18 protein-coding genes are annotated in these 24,769 nt (G+C 58.4%); 5 read left to right on the forward strand and 13 right to left on the reverse strand.

What is annotated here, in order from left to right; translation table 11 throughout:
- Positions 1-52: 52 nt before the first annotated feature.
- The 3 genes from DESU86_RS06810 to DESU86_RS06820 all read left to right on the forward strand — a co-directional run bounded on the left by DESU86_RS06810 (position 53) and on the right by DESU86_RS06820 (position 5,499).
- Positions 53-3,151: a UvrD-helicase domain-containing protein gene (locus tag DESU86_RS06810; protein ID WP_179981745.1), complete on the forward strand. Its 3,099-nt coding sequence runs from the start codon at positions 53-55 to the stop codon at positions 3,149-3,151.
- A 442-nt stretch (positions 3,152-3,593) separates the two neighbouring features.
- Positions 3,594-4,091 carry a C40 family peptidase gene (locus tag DESU86_RS06815; RefSeq protein ID WP_179980368.1) on the forward strand — a complete coding sequence of 166 codons (498 nt, stop codon included), beginning with the start codon at positions 3,594-3,596 and terminating at the stop codon, positions 4,089-4,091.
- 820 nt (positions 4,092-4,911) lie between these two features.
- Positions 4,912-5,499, forward strand: a complete 588-nt coding sequence (locus tag DESU86_RS06820; RefSeq protein WP_179980369.1) for a MerR family transcriptional regulator — start codon at positions 4,912-4,914, stop codon at positions 5,497-5,499.
- A gap of 180 nt (positions 5,500-5,679) precedes the next feature.
- Here the strand turns inward: DESU86_RS06820 and DESU86_RS06825 are convergent, their stop codons facing one another.
- From DESU86_RS06825 to DESU86_RS06835, 3 genes are all read right to left on the reverse strand, one after another.
- Positions 5,680-6,153 (reverse strand): GNAT family N-acetyltransferase, encoded by a 474-nt coding sequence (locus DESU86_RS06825; RefSeq protein WP_179980370.1) that lies wholly within the window; start codon positions 6,151-6,153, stop codon positions 5,680-5,682.
- 270 nt (positions 6,154-6,423) lie between these two features.
- On the reverse strand, positions 6,424-7,254 hold the full coding sequence (locus DESU86_RS06830; RefSeq protein WP_179980371.1) for a DsbA family protein: 831 nt from the start codon (positions 7,252-7,254) through the stop codon (positions 6,424-6,426).
- Positions 7,255-7,283: 29 nt separating this feature from the next.
- Complete coding sequence (locus DESU86_RS06835) at positions 7,284-7,682, reverse strand: response regulator (protein ID WP_179980372.1); 399 nt, start codon at positions 7,680-7,682, stop codon at positions 7,284-7,286.
- A gap of 304 nt (positions 7,683-7,986) precedes the next feature.
- Between DESU86_RS06835 and DESU86_RS06840 the strand changes: the two genes are divergently transcribed.
- Positions 7,987-8,772, forward strand: a complete 786-nt coding sequence (locus tag DESU86_RS06840; protein ID WP_179980373.1) for a ParA family protein — start codon at positions 7,987-7,989, stop codon at positions 8,770-8,772.
- A gap of 498 nt (positions 8,773-9,270) precedes the next feature.
- On the opposite strand, the gene DESU86_RS06845 is transcribed toward DESU86_RS06840, so the two are convergent.
- Positions 9,271-9,675 (reverse strand): hypothetical protein, encoded by a 405-nt coding sequence (locus tag DESU86_RS06845; RefSeq protein WP_179980374.1) that lies wholly within the window; start codon positions 9,673-9,675, stop codon positions 9,271-9,273.
- Between the two features lie 465 nt (positions 9,676-10,140).
- Between DESU86_RS06845 and DESU86_RS06850 the strand changes: the two genes are divergently transcribed.
- On the forward strand, positions 10,141-11,103 hold the full coding sequence (locus DESU86_RS06850) for a ParB/RepB/Spo0J family partition protein (protein ID WP_179980375.1): 963 nt from the start codon (positions 10,141-10,143) through the stop codon (positions 11,101-11,103).
- Positions 11,104-11,564: 461 nt separating this feature from the next.
- On the opposite strand, the gene DESU86_RS06855 is transcribed toward DESU86_RS06850, so the two are convergent.
- The 9 genes from DESU86_RS06855 to gyrA all read right to left on the reverse strand — a co-directional run bounded on the left by DESU86_RS06855 (position 11,565) and on the right by gyrA (position 24,201).
- Entirely contained in the window at positions 11,565-13,160 is a 1,596-nt protein-coding gene (locus DESU86_RS06855; RefSeq protein WP_179980376.1) for a transcription antitermination factor NusB, read from the reverse strand.
- 184 nt (positions 13,161-13,344) lie between these two features.
- Entirely contained in the window at positions 13,345-14,181 is an 837-nt protein-coding gene (locus tag DESU86_RS06860; protein ID WP_179980377.1) for a DUF116 domain-containing protein, read from the reverse strand.
- A gap of 343 nt (positions 14,182-14,524) precedes the next feature.
- Complete coding sequence (gene fmt / locus DESU86_RS06865) at positions 14,525-15,538, reverse strand: methionyl-tRNA formyltransferase (RefSeq protein ID WP_179980378.1); 1,014 nt, start codon at positions 15,536-15,538, stop codon at positions 14,525-14,527.
- Complete coding sequence (gene def, locus DESU86_RS06870) at positions 15,511-16,029, reverse strand: peptide deformylase (protein ID WP_179980379.1); 519 nt, start codon at positions 16,027-16,029, stop codon at positions 15,511-15,513. The genes fmt and def overlap by 28 nt, the downstream gene beginning before the upstream one ends.
- A gap of 45 nt (positions 16,030-16,074) precedes the next feature.
- Positions 16,075-17,949, reverse strand: coding sequence for an aspartate--tRNA ligase (aspS, locus tag DESU86_RS06875; RefSeq protein WP_179981746.1), 1,875 nt, complete (start codon positions 17,947-17,949; stop codon positions 16,075-16,077).
- Positions 17,950-17,968: 19 nt separating this feature from the next.
- A complete protein-coding gene (hisS, locus tag DESU86_RS06880; RefSeq protein ID WP_179980380.1) occupies positions 17,969-19,219 on the reverse strand; it encodes a histidine--tRNA ligase in 1,251 nt (416 codons plus the stop codon).
- 61 nt (positions 19,220-19,280) lie between these two features.
- Complete coding sequence (gene purF / locus DESU86_RS06885) at positions 19,281-20,684, reverse strand: amidophosphoribosyltransferase (protein WP_179980381.1); 1,404 nt, start codon at positions 20,682-20,684, stop codon at positions 19,281-19,283.
- Between the two features lie 5 nt (positions 20,685-20,689).
- Positions 20,690-21,607: a tetratricopeptide repeat protein gene (locus DESU86_RS06890; protein ID WP_179980382.1), complete on the reverse strand. Its 918-nt coding sequence runs from the start codon at positions 21,605-21,607 to the stop codon at positions 20,690-20,692.
- A 14-nt stretch (positions 21,608-21,621) separates the two neighbouring features.
- Positions 21,622-24,201, reverse strand: coding sequence for a DNA gyrase subunit A (gene gyrA, locus DESU86_RS06895; protein WP_232088411.1), 2,580 nt, complete (start codon positions 24,199-24,201; stop codon positions 21,622-21,624).
- Between the last annotated feature and the right edge of the window lie 568 nt (positions 24,202-24,769).

Genomic DNA, 24,769 nt, shown 5'->3' on the forward strand with positions numbered 1-24,769 from the left:
CTCCATTTACAAGCGCCACGGCAAGGTGCGCAAGGTGCACAATCTCATCTTCATGCGCACCCTGGAGGACGCGGCAAAGCTCTCGCAACGCCTTGAGCAGATCGGCAACCTGCATTCCGACGGGCGGCCCATCCTTGGCCTCGATTCGCGCGATTTGCTCGAAATCATGCTGGAATGCGCCGAAGATGCGGTCATGATCCCGGCCCACGTGTGGACGCCCTGGTTCGCGCTTTTCGGGTCCAAATCCGGCTTTGACCGTCTCACCGACTGCTACGGCGATCTTTCCGAACACATCTTCGCCCTTGAGACGGGCCTTTCTTCTGATCCTGACATGAACCGCCTTGTGAGCCAGCTTGACGGCTACGCGCTTGTCTCCAACTCCGACGCCCATTCGGGGGCCAACCTTGGCCGCGAAGCCAATCTTTTTGACGGGCGGCCCTCATACGCGGGCATGTTCGCGGCCCTGCGGGCGGCGGCGCGCCGTCAGCCGCAGGACGGCCTCGACTGCCGCTTTCTTGGCACAATGGAATTCTACCCCGACGAGGGCAAGTACCATCTGGACGGCCACCGGGCCTGCAATGTGGTGCTGGAACCGCGCGAATCTCGCGCCCTTGGCAACATCTGCCCTGTTTGCGGCAAACCGCTAACCGTCGGCGTGCTGCACCGCGTGTGGGAACTGGCTGACCGCGAGGAACCCGCGCGCCTCACTCTGGAGCCAGAAGCGCGCCCGCTTATTCCTTTGGCCGAGGTGGTGGGCGAAATTGTGGGCGCGGGCGTTACCTCACGCAAGGTTCAGGAGCGGTACGGCAAACTGCTGCGCGAGCTGGGACCGGAACTGGATATCCTCTGCCGTATGCCCGAAGCTGAGGTGCGCGCCCATTGGGAACCCCTGGGCGAAGCCGTGTCCCGCATGCGGCGCGGTCAGGTTTTCCGCCAGGGTGGCTATGACGGCGAGTACGGTGTTGTGCGCGTGTTCACGCCTGAGGAACTGGCCGACATCCGTGGAGCGGGCCGTGGTTCCTTGCCGGGGCTCAAACCGGGCAGGCCGCGCAAGGCTTCCGGCGCTGACGCAGCCGCGGACACGGCGGCCGACGTCAAGGTACGCCAGAAAAAGGCGTCTTCTGTCTCCATGCTGGATCTCATGAAAGAACGGCCCTCCAGGAGTCCTGCCAAGCTGGATGAAAAGCAGCCCCCGCAGCCGACTTCAGTCAGCTTCAGCTCTGAGCAACAGGCTGCCCTCACGGCCGGGCCCGGCCCGGTGCTTGTGCAGGCTGGCCCCGGTGCGGGCAAAACCCGCGTGCTCATTGGCCGCATGCAGCATTTGCTGGATCAGGGCATTCCGTCCCACAAGCTGCTGGCGGTGACGTTTACACGGCGCGCGGCCAATGAAATGCGGCAGCGCCTGGCCGTCGCCCTGCCCCATATGCGCGACCTGCCCTGCTGCGACACCATGCACGGCATTGCCTGGGGCCGCATGCGTGCGGCCATGCAGTCGCAGGGGCGTGAATGCATGTTGCTCGGCGACGACGCGGCGCAGCAGCTGTTCAGGGCAGCCAATCCTCAGCTTGCCGCCCGACAGGCGTCAGAACTCTGGCGTCAGCTCACTCTGGCGCGCGAATGCCAGCGCTCTCTGGACGACCCGTCCGTCGCACAGGCTGCAGCCCAGTATGCCCGCCGCAAATCAGAGCGCCCGGGTCTGCTCTATGTTGACTATGCTGACCTTCTTGACTGGTGGCTGGAACATGTGGCTGCCATGCCCCCGGATCAACTGCCGCAGCATGTGCTTGTGGACGAGGTGCAGGACCTTTCGCCCGTGCAGCTGGCTATCATCCGCCGCCTGCTGCCCGGTGACGGCAAGGGCTTTTTCGGCATTGGCGACCCTGATCAGGCCATCTACGGCTTTCGAGGCGTATCGGGGCAGAGCGAAGGCAGCCTGCGTGCCGTCTGGCCGGAGTTGTCGGTCCTTTGTCTTGGCCGCAGCTTTCGCTCCAGCCAGGACGTGCTGAACATGGCGCGCAGTCTGCTGCACCACAAGGGACAGTGCGGACCGCTCACGGCGGCGCGGCAGCTCAGCGCCCAGTTGCGTCTTTTTTCGTCCCCGGACCAGCAGGCCGAGCTTCGCTGGATCACGCGCCGCGTTCAGGCCCTGCTCGGCGCAACGGCCCACACCCTGCTTGACCAGCACCTGAGCAGCGCTGAAGCGCACGAACTGGATGGTACGCTCGCTCCCGGCGACATTGCCGTGCTGGTACGCCTGCGGGCGCAGATCGCACCCTTGCGTGCCGCACTCGAACAAGCGGGCATTCCCTGCGCCGCCCCGGCCGAAGACGCTTTTTGGCAGGACGCGGCCTGCGCACGACTGCTGGCCATGGCTGCGACCCACTGCGGATTCGACCCACTGGCCCAGAGCCTTGCAGGCGCGGACGGACAGCATGATGCGCCAGCCAATGCAGGAGCTGGCGCTGTTGCTACTGCTGCTACTGCTTCAACAGGCACGGCTGGCATGGCCGGATTGCCCCTGCTGCCCGCAACGCCTTTTGTTGCCGGTTCTTCACTGCCCGCCCCCGAAGCTCTGGAACCCTGGCTCAAACAGCAGTCCTGGGCTGGCGACCCCCTTGTGGCAGGCCGCGCCTGGCGTGAACTCAAGCGCATATGGAAAACGCTTGGCAACTGGCCGGATTTTCTGGCCCATCTCGGCTGGCTTCAGGAAGCGGAACTGGTGCGCGGCAAGGCGGAGCATGTGCAGATCATGACCATGCACGCTTCCAAGGGTCTTGAATTTCAGGCCGTATTTCTGCCTGGCCTTGAAGACGGCCTTTTGCCCTTGCGTAAGGACCGTCTCTTTGGCGCCGGGAGCAACGGCAACGCGGCATCCGACGGCCAGACGCGCTCTGCGCCTTCTGCGCCGACGGCGCAGCAATCGGATGAAGATGAAGAACGCCGCCTGCTGTATGTGGCCCTCACACGGGCCGCGCGGGCGCTTTTTGTGAGCCACAGTGCCCGGCGCACACTGTACGGCAAAAGCCTCGCCCTGCCGCCTTCGCCTTTTCTGGAACAAATACGCCAGTTCTGCCGTCAAAGCGCCCTTGCGGTTCACAAAGAGACGCAGGCGCGCCCCCTTTCCCTGCTTCCGGAGCCGGACGGGAAATAATGGCATAGCGGTGCGGGGAGTATGGCTGTCAGGCATTTTTTTGCTTTGCTGTGTGGGGGAGGGACCCTTTTGCAAAAGGGTCTCCTCCCCCACGCCCCCACCCCCTAAAACCTTTATTGTCCTGTTGTGTTGGGCACTGTGTTTTCTGGCTCCAGGCAAAAGTGCCGAGGCAAACGTGCTAAGGGCGGGCGGGGAAATCAGGACCAATTGCTTACCGTCGGAATTCAGACGCTTTTGCTCGTAAAGCCGAAGAGTTGTTACGGTTGTTTTTCTAAAGAATTTCTACCACCTGTTTTTTCGATATTTTTTAATAATCTTAGTCAATTGGCATGTATTATGCTAAATACCTTGGCAGAATTGAAAAATTTGCCACAGTTGACGAAATACTCGGATACACAAAAATTTACCCGAACTGTCAGCAAATTCGTGTAAAAGGCTTGCCATGGAACGTACATCACCACCATCACGACGCATCAGCCCCTGGGCCTTGCTGGCTCTGGCCAGTCTTTTGCTGCTGGCTGGCTGCGGACTTTCGCGTCCGGTGGATAACGGCCCCATGCCAGAGGACGCGCACAAGGTGGTGCGCACCGCCTATGCCCAGATGGGCAAGAAATACCGCTCTGGCGGAGCTTCACCGCAAAAGGGCTTTGACTGCTCTGGCCTTATCTGGTGGGTGTACAAAGAAAACGGCTACAAGGTTCCGCGCATTACTGTGGACCAGGCCAGCGCAGGGTATTCCGTGCCAAAAAACCAGGCCCGCCCCGGTGATATTGTGGTTTTTCGCACCGGCTCAAGCCCGCGCGGCCTGCATACCGGCATTTACGCAGGCGGCAATAGCTTTATTCACAGCCCGCGCAGAGGCGAAAAAGTTCGAATGGAAAGCATGTCCATCCCCTACTGGAGCAGCAAGCTTATTGCTGTACGCCGTGTCGTGCACTGACCCGTATAAAACTGCCCAACAGATCAACCAGCCAACTTACCAATTTTTCTCTGAATCAGCCGCGCTGCCATGATGGCATTGCGTTTTTTTTGCGGCAATACACTTTAATTGATTAATAATTTTAGTGTGTTGCCGAACAGGCATAGAATTGCTGACAGAGCTTTAGAGCAATTCTCTTTGAAATTGCTCTGGCGGATGCGGGAGCAGACGCCCGCTTCGGCGTTTAACCGCGCAGATAAACAACGCTTATGCCTCCGCAGCGGCGTCTTGGAAACCTCGCTTCAGGCGTTGTGATGCAGGCTTAAAGCGTTGTGACATAGGAAACTACGGATGCTCCAAGCGTTGTGACGCAGGAAGCTACGGGTAAAGACAGCATGCGTAACGACACGGCGTGTTCCATACAAGCGCTGTCGCCATTCGTAGCGATGCTGTCCTGCTCCGTAAGGCGGTTCCCGCCAACGGTTCAGGCAAGCCCTCAGGAGCGGGAAACAGCTGCCTCTAAAATAGATATTCTCAATGCGAGAGTGCTCAGGGAGCAATGGCGAGAAAGGGTTTTGTATCGTGCTCGGTTATGCCAGAGAATCTACAAAGCGGACAATGTAATTGTGTTGCGAATGCAGCCCTAGAGGCTTGGAAATTTTTGTTTCTTGCTTGCCATTATTGTTGTTTTAACGTACTCGGGAGAAAATGCGCAGCGTAACTTCCTTGTTGCGGATCTAACCTGCCCTTCCCTGGCATTACTGCCACCCTTTATTCTGATTGCGCACGCCAGGCAATAAAGCAACAAGATCCCAACGTCACGCTGCCGCCGGGAGGACACATGGCGCGCAAAACTGCCATTGGCGAAAGCTTGTTAAGCATTGCGGACATATCCCGCCATTTTTCCCTGCCTGAATCCACCACCCGTTATTACTGCAAGCGCTTTGCCCCCTTCATCCCCAGTGTTGGCGACGGCAGACGGCGGCGCTACCGCCGGGAAACCCTGGACGTCATCGCCGCCATTCTCGAGCAGATGCAGAAATCACGCACTGCCGCCGCCGTTGAGGATGCTCTGCTGGCGCGCTTTCCCCGCAATGCGCTGACCTTTGCCGACCATCAGCCAATACAGACCGTACAGTCCCCCACGCAGGACTTTTTTCCTTCAGCGGCATTGCAGTTGATGGAACGGCAAACCGCAGCCCTGGAAGGGATTGCGCAATTGCTGCATCTGGTTGTGGAGCGTCTGCCTGCCGGCGCGTCCCAGCCCGCCATTGAAACCCAAAATGCCGAGCTGCGTCAGGATCTTGATACCTTGCGTCTTTTGCTGCATTCCTCTGAAAAAACGCAGCAGGCTGATCTTGAGCAATTGCGGCAATGGATGGGCCGCATGATTCGCAGTAAAAGCACAGCCACGGGTTCCGAAGGCTGAGCCAGCCGCATCACCATACTTTCACTGCACCTGCTTGTCCGTTCAACGCAAATGCTGCATGCCTGCGCTGGTCGCCACAATACGCGCTTTCAACCTGGGTATGCCCGCATGCGCGCCTGGAATATCCGCAATGGGTGAGTTCGCCACTGAACGCAAGCGGCAATAACGCAATCCCCCTTTTCAATCCCCGCCCTTTTCAAAGCAACCGCTCTTTTGCAACCAGACAAGCCTCACGCCGGGCATAACCTCCACTTCCTTAAAAGCGTAATACCCGGCTTTTTCATACAAAGCCACATTGCGGCGATTTTTCGCGCTGGTGAAAAGCTCATAGCGGTCTTGCGCGCACGTTTTTTCAATGGCGGCAAGCAAGCGCGTGCCAATGCCCTGCCCCTGAAACCCAGGCTTGACCATCAGCCGACCTACGTGGGCGGTTGCGTTTTCGATTTTGGCCCGCACTGCTCCCGCAATTTCGCCATCGTCCATTACCGCCTTGAGCATGACGAGTGCAGCAAATTCCTGTTCGAGATCAGCGAGAGTTTGCGTCATGGGCGGTATTTCATAACTACCCACTAGCCGGGCCTCACTTTCAAACGCCTGTTTCTGCAATGCCAGAATGGCTGGCAGATCCTCTGCCCGGACAGGAAGAATTTTCATGCTCTTTCTCTTCTCGTATGCTTTTTTATTTTGCTCATGGTCAAAACAGGGCTGCACGAGGTCGCATCTGTTTTATGCCCGCTCGTTGCGGCACGCCCCCCCAGGCGCTATGTAGATTATATTGCGGGCACGACGCCTGGCAACGTCAGTATATACTGGAGACAACAAAGGCTCCACACCGCGTGATGTGGAGCCTTTGACACTTCCTGGCAACCGGGCTCTTGGGCTGGCTGCGCTCAATCAATTCTGGCCGTTCTTTGCTGCTTCCGCCTATTTGGCTGAATTGCCCTCAGCCTTGGCCTTGGCCATATCAATGGCTTTCTTGAAGAGATCTGGCGGCAACGCGCCACGCACCACAAGATCATTGACGAGAAAATACGGTGTGCCTTCCACGCCGAGCTTTTGCGCGTCCTGCTGATCTTCGGCCATGATGTCCGACACCTTTTTACTGTGCACATCCTTGGCAAGGCGCTTCATGTCCACGCCAAGATCCTGAGCCGTGGTTTTCAAAAAAGCCTCGCCATCCGTCACAAGCTTGTCGCGACCTGCAAACAGGGCGTCATGGAACTTCCAGGCTTTTTCTTCACTCTGTTGTGCAATGGCGAGAAAATACTTTGACGCGATACTGGCCGGGCCTTTGTCATCCAAAGGCAGGTTTTTGAACACCAGGCTCACGTCCTTGCCGTATTCCTTCAAAATGGCGCTCACCGTGCCTGACGCCTGCTGGCAAAAGTGGCAGGTAAAATCTGAAAAGGCCACGATGCGAACCTTGGCGTTCTTGGAACCCAGCACTGGGCGGCCATCAAGTTTGACCGACTTGGGAGTCCTCATCTCCTGGCTCCACTGCGCTTCAAGGCTGCGCTGCCTGCGCATATTGGACCCTTGCTGGGCTATGTCCAGTACTGCCTCGCTGTTTTTTCGCAACACGTCCATCACCAGATCAGGGCGTTCCTGCAACAATTTTTCCAGCATCTGCGCCAAATTTTCATCAGTGACCTGCACGGACTCGGCTTGTGCCCGGCAAGGCGAGCAGGCAATAAGGCCACCCAAAACCACAAGCCCCACAAGGGCAACCAAACCTGTTTTTTTCCACATATTCATACTCGAATTCCTTACGCCCTTGGGACGAATCAGTTTACGCCGCCCTGCTCCGCCTCGAGGCGGCGCTGGGTAGCGGCATCTTCTATTTTAAAAAGCAGCTCGTCGATGTCAACAGGCTTCATGAGGTAGCCAAAAGCCCCCTCGCTCATGGCCTGTACCGCCAACTGCATGTCGGCGTGGCCGGAAAGCAGAATAACCTGCGTTTCCGGCCATTGCATATGGATTTTTTGCAATGCGCTCATCCCGTCCATAACCGGCATTTTCACATCCATTATGACAACGCTGTACGCTTCTTGCTGCATGGCATCCAGCGCCAGCTGGCCGTTGGCGGCCGTGGCGCACTCGTACCCTCTGCGGTTCAGGCGTTTAGCCAGAATGCGTGTCACTTCCTCTTCATCATCGACCAGCAGGATTTTTTTTGACCCCATACGCGCTCCACCAAGTAATATCTTTCTTTACGTGTATGTATATTTTAGCGCCGAACTGGTGGCGCGAGCAATAGACATGTATGCATTTTCTTAATTTTTTTACAATTTGCCGCAATTTTTTTTTTTACAACTTGACGCTGCCTGTACTCTCTTTTACAACCATCAAAGTGCGCCTCCTCAAGATTTTCATGAATGTTTCATGTGAAACGTTAAAAAATCTGAAACGCGCCGCTCTTTTCACCAAGCTCATGAAACAGGTGAACAAGCAAAATCACACCACTGCCCATCCGGGCGGGAGGCATCAATGGCTCGCATAATATCCATTGCCAACCAAAAAGGCGGCGTGGGAAAAACCACCACGGCGATCAATCTGTCAGCAGCCTTGGCCGTTATGGAAAAAAAGGTTCTGTTGGTGGACTGTGACCCACAAGCCAACAGCACGAGCGGCATTGGCCTGCAACAGGAACAACTGCACGGCGACCTGTACAATACCTTTTATGAACCTGAGCAGGTACGCCAAAATATAGCTAAAAGCCGTTCGCCCTTTTTGGATATTTTGCCGGCCAGCACAAACCTTGTGGCTGTTGAACTGGAACTGGTAGACAAGATGGCCCGCGAGTTCTACCTCAATGAATGCCTCAAATCTATACAAAAAGACTACGAATATATTATACTTGACTGCCCTCCTTCACTGGGCCTTTTAACGCTGAACGCATTGTGCGCATCGCGTGAACTGCTCATTCCGCTGCAGTGCGAATTTTTCGCCTTGGAGGGCATCGTCAAACTTTTGCAAACGTATGAGCAGGTGAAAAAGAGGCTTAACCCCGAACTTTCACTGCTGGGCGTGGTACTTACCATGTATGACACCCGCAACAGGCTCACACGGGAAGTGAAAAACGAAGTCCGCCGCTGCTTCCCCGACCATCTTTTTGAAACGGTCATCCCCCGCAACGTGCGGCTGTCGGAAGCGCCGAGCCATGGCAAGTCCATCATTCACTATGACATCAAGTCCAAGGGCGCCGAAGCCTACCTTGGCCTTGCAAAAGAAGTGGTGCTGCGCCGCCCCTCTAAAAAATCCGTGCTGCAATAGAGCAATTTCACTTTGAAAAAGCGTAAATTCTCAAACGCTGCACTTTCGTGCAGCGCGCCACAACGTGGCGTGGATTCAGCCGAGCTTTAGCCGTTACGACGAAGGAAGCTACGGATAAAGACAGTATGAATAACTATACATTTTGTTCTGTGCAATCGCTGTCGCCATTCGTAAGGCTCGTAGACTCGCCAACGACTGCCGCAAAGCCAGCAATTGATTAATAGAGCGACCAGCCTGCTGATGCTTGGCGCAAATCGCATTTTTCGGCTGAATGAAAACTTTGAAATGCTTCTCATTTCAAAGTTGATCTGTTCTGACTGACAACAAGGTTTTGGGCGTCCGCCGCAACTGCCAACGATCCGGCGGACGAGCAGCGCCCTATGGCCCGACTTGATGGGCAAACACGTTGCCGGGCCATAGGTGAAATGCACAAGGCGGAATGAGCGCGCAAATGCAGAGAGGGTTTGCGTAAGCGCGCGACGTTGCGAATACCGGGTACTAGCCCTTCGGGGTACTGTGCTCAACCGCCACATGGTCGCGAAAATGCTTCTGCCTGACAGATGTGCCGCAGCCCTTGCACAGGAAGACAAGAAGACCACCGATATTGGCGTTGGTCAAAATAAAGGGCTGCGCGGGGTCTGTACGCCAGTCAGCGGTTTTTGCGCCGCAATAGGGGCAGTCCACAGCGGGCGAGTACGGATACTTGAAGTCCCAGAACTGCTGCAACTGCTCAAAACTTTTCAGCGGCCCCTCGGCCTGAACCAGCGGGGCCGGAGCTTCACTGGCTTTCAATTGCGCGGCAACCTTGGGCTCAATCAGTTGCCAAAGCTTCAGCGAAAGCTGCACGGCCTCAACATTGCCCTTGGCGTCAGTAAGATAGCGAAGTTCAGGATGATCAAACATTGGCGTGTCCTTTATGCCTGCGAGCAGCAGCAGGCAGAATTTTTTGAGGTAACAGCATTGTGCGCCTGCGGTTTCACGAGATGCGGCCGAAAGCCGAAAGCTCAGCAGGCCGGGTGCCAGCACCGTGACGCGCCCAGACCGCCTTGTCAAGGCGGCCAACCATACAGGCCGCAACAAAAGGCCTGCGGCGGCGGACCACATGCCGCACGCGCGCCCAAAATGACGATGGGCGCGGGAACACGCGCACAGACGGGGCAGCAGCAACGTGCGATGAGCACTACACACCCCGGACAGCGCCCTCAGGGCAGAACGCGTGAACGGGCTGCAGCGCCCACAAACTGCAACGCAATGATGTTTTCTGACGGTCAAAAGCCCTGCTGTGAATGACAGCGCAGTGATTACGGCTTTTTCTGATTGCGAGTACAGCACCCGCGAGACCGGGTACGCGAACATATGAGGTGAACTATGAGCGGCAACAAGAAGGGATTGGGAAGAGGACTGGACGCGCTTTTCAGCGGATCAGAACCGCAACAGCAACAGCAGGAAACCGCAACCTCCACCCTGCCCCTCACGGCCCTGCAGCCCAATCCTGGTCAGCCCCGCAGGCATTTTGACGAGCAAGCACTGAACGAGCTGGCAGCCTCCATCAAGACTCAGGGGATAATCCAGCCCCTGCTTGTGCGTCCAGTGCCCGGCGGCGACACTTACCAGATCGTTGCGGGCGAGCGGCGCTGGCGGGCTGCGCAGATAGCCGGGCTTGCCCAGGTGCCCGTGTACATCCGGCAGCTGAGCGACAAGGAGGTAATGGCCGCCGCGCTTATTGAAAACCTCCAGCGCGAGGATCTCAACCCCATTGAAGAGGCCGAAGCCCTGCAAGCCTTGCGCGAGGCTCTCGACCTTACGCAGGAGGAGCTTGCCGCACGCCTTGGCAAAAGCCGCCCGGCTGTGGCCAATGCCTTGCGTCTGCTGCAACTGAGCTCCGCCGCAAGGGATGACCTTCAGGCTGGTCGCATAAGCGCGGGCCACGCCCGCTGCCTGCTGGGCATTGACGCACAGGACGCGGCAGAAGCATTGCGCCTGCGCATCCAGAGTCACAACCTGACGGTGCGCGAAGCTGAGGAGGCTGCCGCGTTCTGGCGGGGGCACTCCACCCTGCCCTGGCAGGAAGAGCAGCACCAGGAAAAACAGGGCCCCAAACCGGCCAATCAAAGAATTTCGCGCAAAAAAAGCCCCGCTTTCAAGACCTTGCAAAAAAGCCTCAGCACTGCTCTGGGTTGCCCCGCCAAAATCAGCGGTGACGAAAACGCCGGACGCATTGCCCTGAACTACAGCAGCAAGGAGGAGCTCGCCGTACTTCTTGAAAAATTTGGCCTTGCCCTTAATAACGAGCAAGCAAACGGACTGACAAACGAACAGGCAGCGGAATAACACCACAGCCGGGATTAGATTCCGGGGCAAAGCGCAGCATTCCACGATAGCGCGTTTTGAGGATGATTTGCCTGCGAAAACACAAGAATACACATCACCAGCCGTTTTCGCATGGGAACACGTACGGCCACAACGGGCATGAACGCCGCCGTCACGGGCAGCGAAGCAAAAACATACGGCAAGACGCCGGTTCGCAATGCGGACCGGCGTCTTGTCTTTAGAATGGACATGAGAGCAATAACGCATCTCATTGGTAAACGGCTCTACCCTGCGAGAGACTGCACCGACACGAGGACGCTGGCTCCGCCCCCCGATATCAGATCAAAAAACGCCTTTGTATACAGCTCAGTGCAATAAAAGTTTTAGGGGTGGGGGCGTGGGGGCGGAGACCCTTTTACAAAAGGGTCCCTCCACCACAAAACATTTCACCGTACCCCTGCGTAAGCGTGACGCGCCAAAAATCAGCCTTTGTTGCGCAATACCGCGCCGTACATGCCTTCAAGCCAGCCATGCTCGTGGCTTGTCTGCCACTGCCGCACCAAGCGCAAATTATTGTGTGATTTCAGCACGCAGGCCACAGCCTGTTCGTTTTCTGCCGGGTTAAGCGTGCACGTTATGTAGGCAAGTTCCCTGCCCTGCTGCAAGTAATCCGCAAGCGTTCCGAGTATGGCGCGTTGCAGGCCTTCAAGTTCAGCAAGATGTTGCGGTTCACGTCTGCGGATGTCTGGCCTGCGTGCCAGAACTCCGAGGCCGGAACAGGGCGCATCCACAAGAATATGCCCCTGCCAGACGCGCACGGGCGGGCGGGCAGCATCAGCCAGACAGCAGACCGGTAGCGGCAGGTTCAAGGCAGCACATTGACCGGACAGACCCTGCAGGCGTTGTACGGAACGGTCAGTGCACAAGCCCACAGGCACGCCCCACTCCATCAGGGCCATGCTCTTGCCGCCGTGCCCGGCGCAGGCGTCCCACACAGGTTCGCGCCATTTGTCCAGACCAAGCTCAAGCAGAGCCGTTTGCGATCCTGCGGATTGCCAGCTCAGAGCGCCAAGGGCTTGCCAGTGGCGCAGCTCATGCCCAAGAACAGCGCGGGGCATTTGCCCGGGTGCAAAGGCCAGACCCCAACGGCCTATCCTGACGGCAACAGCCTTGCCTGCAGCAATATCCGATGCCGAAGGCGCACTGGGTTGAATCAACAATTCATTTGCATTTACAGGATGTTGCTGAAAAAAATGAGACTGCCCCAGAGCCATTTGCACCTGCAAAGCGCCGTCACCTGTGGCTTGAGGAGAACAAGGCTGCGGCGCATCAGGCAGGGACTGCCCGTGCGCGGCCAAAGGTTCTTCCCCAGCTGCCAGAGCCGCATACAATTGGTTAGCCTGGGGGTGGGCAGGATTAATCCGCAATGCGGAGTACGGCCGTTCAAAAGCTCGACGCATCAGCGCCAGCGCGGCTTGTTCCCCGTAGGCGTCCCGCCACAGAGTGCCTATCCATAATGGCACGGAATAAAAAACACATTGGCCGAAAAAGCCGTCACTGTCAGCGCCGTGCGCCAGCCTCTTTTTACCCCCGGGCTTTGTGTCATAAAAGGCAAGCTCAAGAGGGGCCTGCCCCATGCGCTGCAAGGAGCGCAATGCGCCGTTGGCGACGCGGGCCAGCCCCTGGCCAAAAAGGCGGCGCACCTGTTCCACAGCCTCATGAATAACCGCGTGCGCAGGAACCTTGTCCTGAAACAGCAAGCCATATACGGCAAGGGCCAGGACAGTGAGCATGGCGGGCGGCAATCCCTGCGGTTTGGAAAGCACGAAGGACAAAATGAAACGCAGGCGGATTTCCGCGCGCAGGCAGCCGTACACAAGTTCCGTACAAAGCGCCTTGTCCTGACCGGACAAAGAGGCGCCTTCCTGACGAGCCACAGGCCCGTCAAGCACGGCCGCAAGGGCCTGCTGGGCGCTCATGCCCTGATCCACCAGCAGCAGAGCACGTAAGGCCGCGTTACGGCCATTGAGGGGCAAACCTCGCAACTGAAGCCCACCCGGCTTTGTCGCCTTGCTCATGCCCTGCCCTCCCCGTCATTGTGTAGAGTTACGGCAACCATTTTAGGAAGCACTGAGTAAAGAGCTCCTGGAAACGCGCAGTCATTTCGTTTGGCACGGCGCGATCTATTTTGGAAGCAGGAGTAAACTCTTCCGTCCTCGACTGTTTCCAAAAAAATGAAGCAAGTCCAACAAACGGAATAGATCAGCGTTTCCATAACAGCAGAGGTTGCGGGGTCAGGCTGTCACTAAGGCCAAGAAAAAGACGAATGACATCCTCAAGGGCGTCCATGGGCACAAGGGTGTCAAGACACGGCCCCTTGGGGCGGCTGTTGAGCACGCCAAAGACTGGCAGGGGATAGCTGTCCTGTATTCCTGAAGTAAGGTCGCGTTCACAGGCCACGGCAATGATGCAGTCGGGCCGGGTCTGCACCACAATACGCCGCGCTATGGTTCCGCCTGTGGCAATGGCGAATCTGATGCCGTACTTGTCCCGCAGATCGAGCAGATCCCCGACCGGGCATCCGCCGCAGCGAAGGCACAAGTCGGCATTATGAACCAGCCTGTGCGGACAGGCGGAGCGCTGCACGCAATGCGGCAAAAGCAGCAACAGCTTGTGCGGCTCGACGGTCTTGCGGCGCGAAAGCACAAGTTCATTATTCACCTTGATAAAACTGCGCCGCACACTGCCCCTGTCAATGCCCACAAATTTGGCGAGCAACTCCATAAGAGGAAAAAACAGACGTACGGTCACGTGGCGCACGCTGCCAGCACCGGGCAGCGCCTTGCCGGTATAGATGTGAAACACCAGCATGAGGCAGAGCCACATGAGGGCGATTATACACACCAGCCCCACGATAATACTCAGCCGTTCAAGCCAGACCACTCCGTTCAGAGCGTCAGACCAGGGCAAGATAAGAAAAATGGCCAGGCCCAGACAAAGAACCACGCACGATGCCAGCATGAGTCCGATAAAGGTACGCTTGCGTGCGCCCCCATACTGATCGGGAGGAAGAGAAAAAGGAGATTTACGCAGTTTCATGAAGCCCCATGAGGTCAGGCCCAACGGCAAGAATGAAAAAATATCCTGATATTAAGCAAAAAAAGACGTATGCCGGATTTTACGCCTCAGGCGACTTGTGCGCAACAAAGGAACCTGCCCCATGTCATGATGCAAAAAAGAAAAAAAACAGGCCCAAAACGGCCGCCCGCAAGGCTGTCAGCACAGGCCATCGTGTACCGACAGCGATTCAACCCTTCACGCGCCAAAACTTCTGCCCCAACAACATATTGTGTCCGCAACCGGGGCACTCCGACGGCGAAAACAAGAAAGAGGGACCCTTGTAAAAAGTATCCCTCCCCTCAAAATTTCAGGCAAGTCCGTCTTAGGCCGGCTCTTCCGGTTGTCGGGCCTGGCCGCAGAATCCTTCCGGCAGGTTCTTGAGACCGCCGTTGAGCAGATCGCGCACGGGCATGTCCTTGCGGCCTTCGGGCCGAACCATGCCAAGCATATACCAGCGATCGGCGCAGGCTACGCCAAGCCCCCGGCTGTCGTGCCGCAAGGTGCCGGGCTTGTCACCCGTTGTGGCCTCGCCCACTGTTCCAGGTGAAACAATCAACGGCAGAATCTGGGCTGCAAAATCATCGGCCGCATCAAGATGCAGTACGGTGCGCGCGCCAGGTTTGGGCGTAACACCGCGAATCTGCGCATGCACCTGCGCCGCCGTGCGCGTCCAGTCCACAAAACCGTCAGACTTGCCAAGCTTGGCGGCGTGAGTGGCAAGGCTTTCATCCTGCTCCACAGCCACGGCCCTGCCCTCGAGCATGTCATCCAGCACCTTTATGAGCAGGTCAGCGCCCATTTCGGCCAGGGCGTCGTGCAAGGTGCCGGAGGTATGCTCGCCGATGAGCGTATCGCTCATGGCGTAAACAGGGCCCGCATCAAGCCTGCTGCCAATGCGCATGATGGAGATGCCCGCGCGCGATTCCGGCAGCCAGCCTTCCATAACCGCCCGCTGGATGGGCGCAGCCCCGCGCAGCCTAGGCAGCACGGAGGCATGCACGTTGACCGGCGCAAGCCGGGGCATGTCCAGCACGGCGTCAGGAAGAATCAGGCCGTAAGCGGCCACAGCCAGCACATCGGGCCTGAGGGCCGCAAGCTCGGCCTGCGCTTCAGCGCCCTTGAGGCTGGCTGGCTGGTACACGGGTATGCCCAGTTCCAGCGCAAGTTTTTTTACGGCCGACATGGCAAGCTTGTGGCCGCGCCCTGCCGGACGGTCGGGCTGCGTGTACACAGCCACAATATGGGCGCGCGGCCAGGCCGCCAGCTTTTTAAGGCTGGCGGCCGCAAAGTCCGGCGTGCCCATGAAGACTATTCGACAGTCTTTTTCTTGAGCCATTTTTTTACCTTGCTGTCATACAGACTGCGCCGCAGGCGGCTGATCCTGTCAATGAACAGGACGCCGTCCAGATGGTCATACTCGTGCTGGATGACAATAGCTGGAAACTCCTCAAGATCTTCCTCAATGGCATTGCCGTCCAGATCCCGGGCGCTCAGATGCACCTTGCTCATGCGCTTCACGTCTGCGCGGTAGTTCATGGGCACGGAAAGGCAGCCCTCCTGCTCGCTCACCACTTCCTCGCCAGAAAGCGTGAGCACGGGATTGATGAGCACCCTGGGGTTTTTCTCATCCTTCTGCACGGAAGGGTCCATGACAAGCATGCGAATATTGCGGCCCACCTGCGGGGCGGCAAGGCCCACGCCGGGCGCTTCATACATGGTTTCGAGCATATCTGCGGCAAGCTGACGGATTTCGTCCGTCACTTCGCCCACAGGCTCGCACACCTCTTTGAGGCGCGGGTCAGGATAGGTTACAATATCAAGAATCATATATATTCCTTGAGCCCCGGCGGGGGGAGCCGGGGCTGGCGTTCGTTATTCCGCCTTTGCCTCTTGGCCCGGCTTGTCGGTCTTGGGCTTGTCGCCCGGCTGTTCGCGCAGGCGCAGGCCCAGTTCACGCAGCTGCTTGGCAGCCACGGGCGCGGGCGCGTCCGTCATGAGGCAGGTAGCTTTTTGCGTTTTGGGGAAGGCGATAACGTCGCGGATGCTGCTTGCGCCTGCCAACAACATGATAAGACGGTCAAGGCCGAAGGCAAGGCCGCCGTGCGGCGGAGCGCCCTGCTCCAGCGCCTGGATGAGGAAGCCGAACTGGCTTTCGGCCTGTTCGGGCGTAAAGCCAAGGGCTTCAAACATGCGGCGCTGCACCTCACCCGAATGGATACGGATGGAGCCGCCACCCACTTCACTGCCGTTGAGCACCATATCATAGGCGCGAGCGCGAGCCCTGGCCGGATCGGCGGTCATGAGTTCCATATGACCGGGAGCCGGAGCCGTGAAGGGATGATGGCAGGCAACATAGCGCTTTTCTTCATCATTGTATTCAAACAGGGGAAAGTCCGTAACCCAGAGGAAGTTGAAGCTGTCCTCGGGAATGAGCTTGAGGTGCTGGGCCAGGTGCACGCGCAAATTGCCCAGCGCCGCGTTGACCATGCCCGGCTCGCCCGCCTGGAAGAACACAATGTCGCCCACCTTGAGGTCAAGAGCTTCGGCAATGCCCTTGCGCTCCTCGTCGGAAAGGAACTTGGCGATGGGGGACTGCCACTCGTCGGCCTTGATCTTGATCCAGGCCAGACCCTGCGCGCCGTAGATTTTGACAAACTCGGTAAAAGCGTCGATTTCCTTGCGGGTCATCCCTTCGCCGCCGGGAACCCTCATGCCCTTGACCAGGGGCGCGGTGGCAAAAAGCTTGAAGCCGGAACCGCGCACAATGTCGGTAATGTTCACAAGTTCAAGGCCAAAGCGGGTGTCGGGCTTGTCCACGCCGTAGCGGGCCATGGCCTCGTCCCAGGGCATGCGCGGGAAAGGCAGCGCAATGTCCTTGCCCATGACGTCCTTGAACACACGGGCCATAAGGCCTTCAGCCATGCCCATGACCGTTTCCTCGTCCGCGAAGCTCATTTCGATGTCCACCTGGGTGAACTCGGGCTGGCGGTCGGCGCGCAGGTCTTCGTCGCGGAAGCAGCGCACGATCTGGAAGTAACGATCCATGCCGGCCACCATGAGCAGCTGCTTGAACAGCTGGGGCGACTGCGGCAGGGCGTAGAATTCCCCGGCGTTCAGGCGGCTGGGTACCAGAAAGTCACGCGCCCCCTCGGGCGTGGACTTGGTGAGGATGGGGGTTTCCACCTCCACAAAGCTGTTGTCGTCCAGATAGCGGCGCACGCACTGGGCCACCTTGTGGCGCAAGCGCAGATTGGCCTGCATGCGCGGGCGGCGCAGGTCAAGATAGCGCCAGGTCAGGCGCAGGTTTTCACCGGCGTCGCAGCGGTCTTCAATGGCGAAGGGCGGCGTTTTGGAGGTATTGAGCAGCTTCCATTCGGTGGCCACCACTTCGATCTGACCCGTCACCATATTGGGATTGATCATGCCCTCTGGGCGCGGACGCACCCTGCCCTTGATGGCGAGCACGTATTCCGAGCGCAGGATGTGCGCGTTTTCGTGCGCCTTGGGGGCCGCGTCAGGGCTGAACACCACCTGAGTAAGGCCCATGCGGTCACGCAGATCCACAAAGATAAGGCCGCCATGGTCGCGCCGGTACTGTACCCAACCCATGATGCAGACATCCTGCCCGTCATTGGCAAGAGTCAGTTCACCGCAATTGTGAGTGCGATGCCACTGGCCAAGGTCGGCAATGTACTTCTGATGCTCCTGCTGCACGTCCTGGCCCTGCGCGGGCGTCTGTTCCGCCATCTGGCTTTCTTGAGTCATGTTAGTTGGTTCCCGTTTGCAAAAAGTGTAGTGCTTCAGACTGCGGAACGGCTGACTGCTCTCCGCTTTCCAGATTTTTTATGACCACTGTGTTCTGGGCCGCTTCATCCGGCCCCATGATAAGGCAGTAGCGCGCGCCGGACTTGCCAGCCTGGCGCATGAGGCTTTTAAAGCCGCCTTCGCTGAAATTCATTTCGCCCCTGAGACCAGCCCCACGCAGATTCTGGGCCAGGGCATAGCCCTGGGTTCTGCTTAGGGCGTCCATGGCCACAAGGTAGAAGTCCGCAGGACGCGCCGCGCCAGCGCCCATCATGAGAGCAAGACGTTCCATGCCCGCGGCAAAGCCCACGCCAGGGGCGTCAGGCCCGCCAAGGCTCTTCACCAGGCCGTCATAACGGCCGCCGCCCGCAACGGCAGCCTGCGCGCCGATGCTGCCGCTTACCACCTCAAAGGTGGTACGGCAATAGTAGTCCAGCCCGCGCACCAGCCTGTGATCAAGCTCGTAGGCCAGGTTTTCCGCGCCGAGCAGATCCAGCACCGTGTCAAAATGGGCGCGGCAATCCGGGCAGTTGTAGTCCAGCAGCCTGGGCGCGGCGTCAGTGATGGCGCGGCAGCCGGGCTGCTTGCAGTCCAGGACGCGCAGGGGGTTGGTGTTGACCCTGCGGGCGCAGTCCGGGCAAAGGGCGGCGCTGTCCACGGTTTGCAGATAGGCCAGCAGGGCCTCCTTGAACTTGGGGCGGCACTGGGCGCAGCCGAGGGAATTGACCTTGAGGGTCAGATCCGTGAGACCCAGAGCGTCCAGAAAACGCAGCAGCATGCTGATGAGGTCGGCGTCGGCATAGGGGCTGTGCGAACCAAGGCATTCGCAGTTGATCTGGTGGAACTGCCGCATGCGCCCTTTTTGCGGGCGCTCGTACCGGAACATGGGCCCGGTGGTGAAGAGGCGGCTTACCGGTTCCCTGTTGGCGAGGCCGCTTTCGATATAGGCGCGCATGACGCCCGCCGTGGCCTCGGGGCGCAGGGTCAGCGACCTGCCCTTGCGGTCGGGAAAGGTATACATCTCTTTTTGCACCACATCGGTTTCTTCACCAATGGAGCGCTGAAAAAGCTCGGTAAATTCCACAATGGGCGTGCGCAGTTCCACAAAGCCGTACCGGCTGAAAACATCCCGTGCGGTATTTTCCATACGGGTGAATATTTCGCTGTCCGGCGGAAACATGTCCGCGAAACCCTTGATGCGTGCAATGCTCATGTCTTCCTCAAATGTGCCCGGCGTCGGGCGCGTATTCGGCCTCCTGGCCAGGGGCCAGAAATTAGCGTGAACCGCAGGAGCCTTCAAGCTTAAACTTGCCGCCGCAGTCCTCACAGGGCACGGGATAGTTCCCCGTGAAACAGGCCATGCAGTAATTCTGCGGCTGCGCCACGGAACCGAGCAGGCCTTCGATGCTGAGATAATGCAATGAATCCACGTCCAGCTTGCGCGTTATTTCCGCCAGATTGTGCTGGGCCGCGATAAGTTCGCCGCGCGAAGAAAAATCAATGCCGTAATAGCAGGGCGAGATGACCGGCGGGGACGAAATGCGGATGTGCACTTCTTTGGCCCCAAGCTCGCGCAGCTTTTTGACGCGGGTCATCATGGTGGTGCCGCGCACTATGCTGTCGTCAATGATGCAGATGCGCTTGCCGTCAATCATCTCGCGCACGGGATTGATCTTCACCCGCACGCCAAAGCTGCGCATGCTCTGCGAAGGCTGGATAAAGGTACGCCCCACATAGTGATTGCGTATCATGGCATGCTCGTACGGCAGGCCCGAACACTGGGCGAAACCCAGGGCAGGATAGATGCCGGAATCGGGAAAGGGCATGACAAAATCCACGTCCGGCGTGGATTCATTGGCCAGGTTGCAGCCCATTTTTTTACGGCACAGGTAGACCTGCTCGTCAAACACATAGGAGTCGGGCCTGGCGAAATACACCAGCTCGAAAATGCACTGGGCGGGCTTTTTGGGCATGGGCTGGATAAGGCTCTCACTGCGCACGCTGTTGCCCTCGACCACCACCACTTCACCCGGAGCCACCGAGCGGACGAACTCCGCCTCCAGCAGGTCAAAGGCGCAGGTCTCGGACGCAAAGACGTGGCTTCCGTCCATGCGGCCCAGGGCCAGGGGATGAAAGCCGTGGGGGTCGCGCACGGCCACGAGGATGCCGTCCATCATGACCAGCAGGCAGTACGCGCCGCGCACCCTGTAGCAGGCCTCCTTGACGGCTCCCGGCAAATCGTTGTGGCGCAGGGCGCGCACCAGCAGATGCATGAACACTTCCGTGTCGTTGCTGGTGGAAAAAATGGCCCCTTCGTTTTCAAGGTCTTCGCGCAACTGCCCGGCATTGACCAGGTTGCCGTTATGGGCCAGCGCAATGGCCCTGCCCTTGTAGGTGGTCAGAAAAGGCTGGGCATTACCGGCAGAAGAACTGCCCGTGGTGGAATAGCGCACATGCCCCACAGCGTTGCGGCCCGTGAGCTTTTTCAGGCTGGCTTCGGTAAAAACGTCGGGCACAAGGCCCATGCCCTTGTGTTCGTGCACGCCGTCCTTGTCAAAAGTGACTATACCTGCACTTTCCTGCCCCCGGTGCTGCTGGGCGTAAAGGCCGAAGTAGGCCAGACGGGCAGCCTCGTCGTGGTCATAAATGCCGAAAACACCGCATTCGTGCTTAATCATAAGCCTTACTTCTTCAGTTTTTTGCGCAGATGCGCAATGCGATTGTCGATGACCGACGGATTGGGATATGCGTCGCGCGCCAGTTCAAATTGTTTCAATGCTTCGCCGTTCTTACCCAGTTGCTCAAGGGCGTCCGCCAGCAGATACCCGGCAAGACCGCGTACGCTCTGGTCAGGGTCACTGTCCAGAATCTGCTGCGAAAGGCCGGACACTTCCTGCCAGCGTTCCCGTGCCATGTTCTGGTCAGCCAGATCATACATGCACATGATCTTGTCGTGGTCCGGCAGGGGCAGGGCCAGACATTGCTGCAGGGTGTCCTCGCCAGCGTCAAACCGCCGCAGGCTGAACTGCATGGCCGCCAGACGCCTGTACCCTTCAAGCACCTGCTGCGGACTCAGCCCGCCAAGGCCGATATAGGCGCTCCACATGTCCACGGCACGCCCATAGCGGTGCAGGCCCTCATACACTTCAGCCATGCGCTTCAGGATGACGGCGCTGCGGACGTCGTCGTCCAGATATTCTTCCTGCATGGTTTCAAGGTACTCAAGACTCGCGCGCGGCTCCTGCCCGGCGGCGTTGACCACCACAAGCAGTTGCTGCCATGCCTCCCACCTTTTGTCGGCGTCCTGACTGTCCTGCGATTCACGCAGGTACCGCTCAAGCAGCCTTTCGGCAAGCGACCACTGCCGTTGCGATACAGCCTCCCGCGCCTGGGAAAGGTCGTCGCCTTTCAGGGCCGGGCCGTCACAGCCCGCAAGCCAGAAACACAGGCACCAGAGCAGGCACAGCGCAAAACCCCGCAAACGGGGCCGCCATGCGCCCTCCTGCCCTGTAACCGCCACAAGCCGCCCCCAAGCGCCCTGCGGCGACCGGGGGGGCGCAACGGCCCCCCCGAACCCCTGTTTCTCAACAGTGAAAAACATGCCGCAAGGCCTTATCAGGCGTCATCTTCCGGTTCGTCCCGCTGGATCGCGGCGCCATCCCCGGCTGCGTCGGCGGCTGTGTCGGCGGCGTCCCCTGCCGGGGCCTGCGCGCCTTCCACCGCCCCATGGGGCGTTGCGTCGTCCAGTTCCTCATCGAGGTCGCGGCCGGTCTGCCCGCCTTCGTCCACACGGTCAAAGCCCACCACATGGCCGCCTTCGTCCAGACGCACCAGCATGACGCCCATGGTGGCGCGGCCCTTGGTGCGGACTTCGTCCACGCTGATGCGCACGATCTTGTTGGCCGAGGTCAGCAGGATCAGGCCGTCATTGTCGCGCACGGGCATGGCCCCAACCACAGGCCCGGTTTTGCCCGTGACCTTGAAGTTGATGATGCCCTTGCCGCCGCGCGACTGCAGGCGGTAAAGCTCGACGCTGGTGCGCTTGCCGTAACCGTTGGCGGAAATGGACATGATCTCCGTGGTCTGGTCCGTTTCTTTCACGATAACGCCGGCAACCACAAAGTCCTGCCTGCGCAGGGCTATGCCCTTGACGCCGGTGGCCACGCGACCCATGGGTCGCACGTCCCTGCACGAGAAGCGGATGGCTATGCCGTCGGCCGTGGCCAGCACAATATGGCTGTCTTCACGGATGGGACGCACCACCACCAGTTCATCGTCCTCGCGCAGACCCACGGCCATGAGGCCGGTCTTGCGGCACCGGGCGTACAGGGAGGCCGAGGAGCGCTTGACCATGCCGCGCTTGGTCACAAAGAAGAAGTACTTGTCTTCCGCGAATTCGCGCAGGGCCAGCACCGTGGTCACCCACTCGTTATCCTCAAGCGGCAGCAGGTTGTTGATGTGCACGCCCTTGGCCGTACGGCTGCCTTCGGGCACCTGATGCACCTTGAGCTGGTGCATGCGGCCCTTGTTGGTGAAGAGGCAGAGATACTGGTGGTTGGTGGTGCTCAAAAACTCCTGCACATAATCGTCATCAGAGGTGTGCAGGGCGGCAATACCCTTGCCGCCGCGCTTCTGCTGCTGATAGTTTTCAAGCCCGGTGCGCTTCATGTAGCCGCGGCGCGACAGGGTGATGACCACTTCCTCATCGGGAATGAGGTCTTCGATATCAATGTCCGTCAGGGCCTCACGCAGCACTTCGGTGCGGCGCGGGGTCACGAAGGTTTCGCGAATTTCGCGGACTTCGCGCCTGAGCTCGTTGCGCAGCACTTCCGAATTTTCGAGAATGGAGCGGTAGAACTCAATTTTCTGCAAAAGATCTTTGTATTCAGCCATAAGTTCTTCGCGCTGCAAGCCCGTGAGGCGTTGCAGGCGCATCTCGAGAATGGCCTTGGCCTGAACCTCGGAAAACTCAAAGCGCGTCATGAGGGCGGCGCGCGCTTCCTCCGGATTGGCGGACGCGCGGATAAGGGCCACCACCTCGTCGATATTGTCGATGGCGACGCGCAGACCTTCAAGAATATGGGCGCGGGCCTCGGCTTTTTCAAGATCATAGCGGGTGCGGCGGATGACCACCTCACGGCGATGATCGATAAAGCAGGTAAGCGCTGTCTTGAGATTAAGCAGTTGCGGGCGATTGTCCACCACGGCCAGCATATTGATGCCAAAGCTGGTTTCCAGCGGCGTAAACTTGTACAGGCCGTTGATGACGATGTCCGGAATGGTGCCGCGCTTGAGGTCAATGACCACGCGGATGCCCTTGCGGTCGGATTCGTCGCGCAGGTCGGTGATGCCGTCTATCTTGCGGTCATTGACCAGGGCCGCGATTTTTTCCACCAGGGTGGACTTGTTGAGTCCATAGGGGATTTCCCTGATGACGATGGACTGCGCGCCCTTCTTGCGGTCTTCGATCTCCATGCGGCCACGGACTTTCACGGTGCCGCGCCCGGTGTGATAGGCGTCGTACAGGCCCTTGCCCGCGTAGACAAAGCCGCTGGTGGGGAAGTCCGGCCCTTTCACATGCTCCATCAAATCGTCGATGCTGCACTGGGGATCATCAAGCAGCAATTGCAGGGCGTCGCACAGCTCCCCAAGGTTATGGGGCGGAATGTTGGTGGCCATGCCAACGGCAATGCCCGAACTGCCGTTGAGCAGCAGGTTGGGAACCTTGCTCGGCATAACCGAAGGTTCCTGCAGGGTATTATCGTAGTTGGGACGAAAATCCACAGTGTTTTTGTCAAGGTCGGCCAGAAATTCCTGAGCCAGCTTTGACATGCGCACTTCAGTATAACGCATGGCCGCCGGGGCGTCGCCGTCAATGGAGCCGAAGTTGCCCTGCCCGTCCACCAGCGGGTCGCGCATGGAAAATTCCTGCGCCATACGCACCAAGGCGTCGTACACGGCCGAGTCGCCGTGGGGGTGATACTTACCTATGACGTCACCGACGACGCGGGCGGACTTTTTGTGCGGACGGTTATAGTTGTTGGCAAGCTCGTACTGGGCGAACATGATGCGCCTGTGCACGGGCTTGAGACCGTCGCGCGCGTCCGGGATGGCACGCCCGATGATGACTGAAAGGGAATACTCCAGATACGATTTGCGGAGTTCTTTTTCTATGCTTATCTGCGGCTGCTGCATTTCTGCCACTGCGGGCCTCGCTGCGTTTTTTGAGGGGCAAGGGAACCGCCGTTTCCGACGATTGGGGGGCTACCCCCCTGAAACCCCTTTTCAAGTGGTATAGCGCGAAAAAAAGCCGACTGCCGGTCAATATTCTCGCGCCATAACAAAAATAAAAAATCTACCGGAAGAAACCATAGGGGGGCTTGGCCTGACCATGGCCCCCTGAAACACGCTCTTCCAACAGTATCAGTTCAAATGACAAATTGAAGTGCAAAGCATTTCAATTTGATCTTGTCCAGGGAAGCACTGAGTAAAGAGCTTCCTGGAAACGCGCAGGTATTTCGTTTGGCAAGGCGCGATCTTTTTTCAAGCAGGAGTGGACTCTTCCGTCCTCAACTGTTTCAAAAAAAGTGAAGCAACGCGACCAAACGGAATAAACCAGCGTTTCCCTAGAGCAGATCAACTTTGAAATGCTTCACATTTCAAAGTTTTCATTCAGCCCAAAAATGCGATTTTCGGCTGAATCCACGCCACGTTGTGGCGCGCTGCACAAAAGTGCAGCGTTAGAGCATTTACACTTTTTCAA

Origin of the sequence: Desulfovibrio sp. 86 (assembly GCF_902702915.1) — a bacterium.
Lineage (GTDB): Bacteria > Desulfobacterota > Desulfovibrionia > Desulfovibrionales > Desulfovibrionaceae > Desulfovibrio.

What these genes read in the sequence shown, in the direction of transcription:
- DESU86_RS06810 (WP_179981745.1), top strand. Translation starts at nt 53, where the DNA reads ATGCGCACCCTGGAGGACGCGGCAAAGCTCTCGCAACGCCTTGAGCAG.
- DESU86_RS06815 (WP_179980368.1), top strand. Translation starts at nt 3,594, where the DNA reads ATGGAACGTACATCACCACCATCACGACGCATCAGCCCCTGGGCCTTG.
- DESU86_RS06820 (WP_179980369.1), top strand. Translation starts at nt 4,912, where the DNA reads ATGGCGCGCAAAACTGCCATTGGCGAAAGCTTGTTAAGCATTGCGGAC.
- DESU86_RS06825 (WP_179980370.1), bottom strand. Translation starts at nt 6,153, where the DNA reads ATGAAAATTCTTCCTGTCCGGGCAGAGGATCTGCCAGCCATTCTGGCA.
- DESU86_RS06830 (WP_179980371.1), bottom strand. Translation starts at nt 7,254, where the DNA reads ATGAATATGTGGAAAAAAACAGGTTTGGTTGCCCTTGTGGGGCTTGTG.
- DESU86_RS06835 (WP_179980372.1), bottom strand. Translation starts at nt 7,682, where the DNA reads ATGGGGTCAAAAAAAATCCTGCTGGTCGATGATGAAGAGGAAGTGACA.
- DESU86_RS06840 (WP_179980373.1), top strand. Translation starts at nt 7,987, where the DNA reads ATGGCTCGCATAATATCCATTGCCAACCAAAAAGGCGGCGTGGGAAAA.
- DESU86_RS06845 (WP_179980374.1), bottom strand. Translation starts at nt 9,675, where the DNA reads ATGTTTGATCATCCTGAACTTCGCTATCTTACTGACGCCAAGGGCAAT.
- DESU86_RS06850 (WP_179980375.1), top strand. Translation starts at nt 10,141, where the DNA reads ATGAGCGGCAACAAGAAGGGATTGGGAAGAGGACTGGACGCGCTTTTC.
- DESU86_RS06855 (WP_179980376.1), bottom strand. Translation starts at nt 13,160, where the DNA reads ATGAGCAAGGCGACAAAGCCGGGTGGGCTTCAGTTGCGAGGTTTGCCC.
- DESU86_RS06860 (WP_179980377.1), bottom strand. Translation starts at nt 14,181, where the DNA reads ATGAAACTGCGTAAATCTCCTTTTTCTCTTCCTCCCGATCAGTATGGG.
- fmt (WP_179980378.1), bottom strand. Translation starts at nt 15,538, where the DNA reads ATGGCTCAAGAAAAAGACTGTCGAATAGTCTTCATGGGCACGCCGGAC.
- def (WP_179980379.1), bottom strand. Translation starts at nt 16,029, where the DNA reads ATGATTCTTGATATTGTAACCTATCCTGACCCGCGCCTCAAAGAGGTG.
- aspS (WP_179981746.1), bottom strand. Translation starts at nt 17,949, where the DNA reads ATGGCGGAACAGACGCCCGCGCAGGGCCAGGACGTGCAGCAGGAGCAT.
- hisS (WP_179980380.1), bottom strand. Translation starts at nt 19,219, where the DNA reads ATGAGCATTGCACGCATCAAGGGTTTCGCGGACATGTTTCCGCCGGAC.
- purF (WP_179980381.1), bottom strand. Translation starts at nt 20,684, where the DNA reads ATGATTAAGCACGAATGCGGTGTTTTCGGCATTTATGACCACGACGAG.
- DESU86_RS06890 (WP_179980382.1), bottom strand. Translation starts at nt 21,607, where the DNA reads ATGTTTTTCACTGTTGAGAAACAGGGGTTCGGGGGGGCCGTTGCGCCC.
- gyrA (WP_232088411.1), bottom strand. Translation starts at nt 24,201, where the DNA reads ATGCAGCAGCCGCAGATAAGCATAGAAAAAGAACTCCGCAAATCGTAT.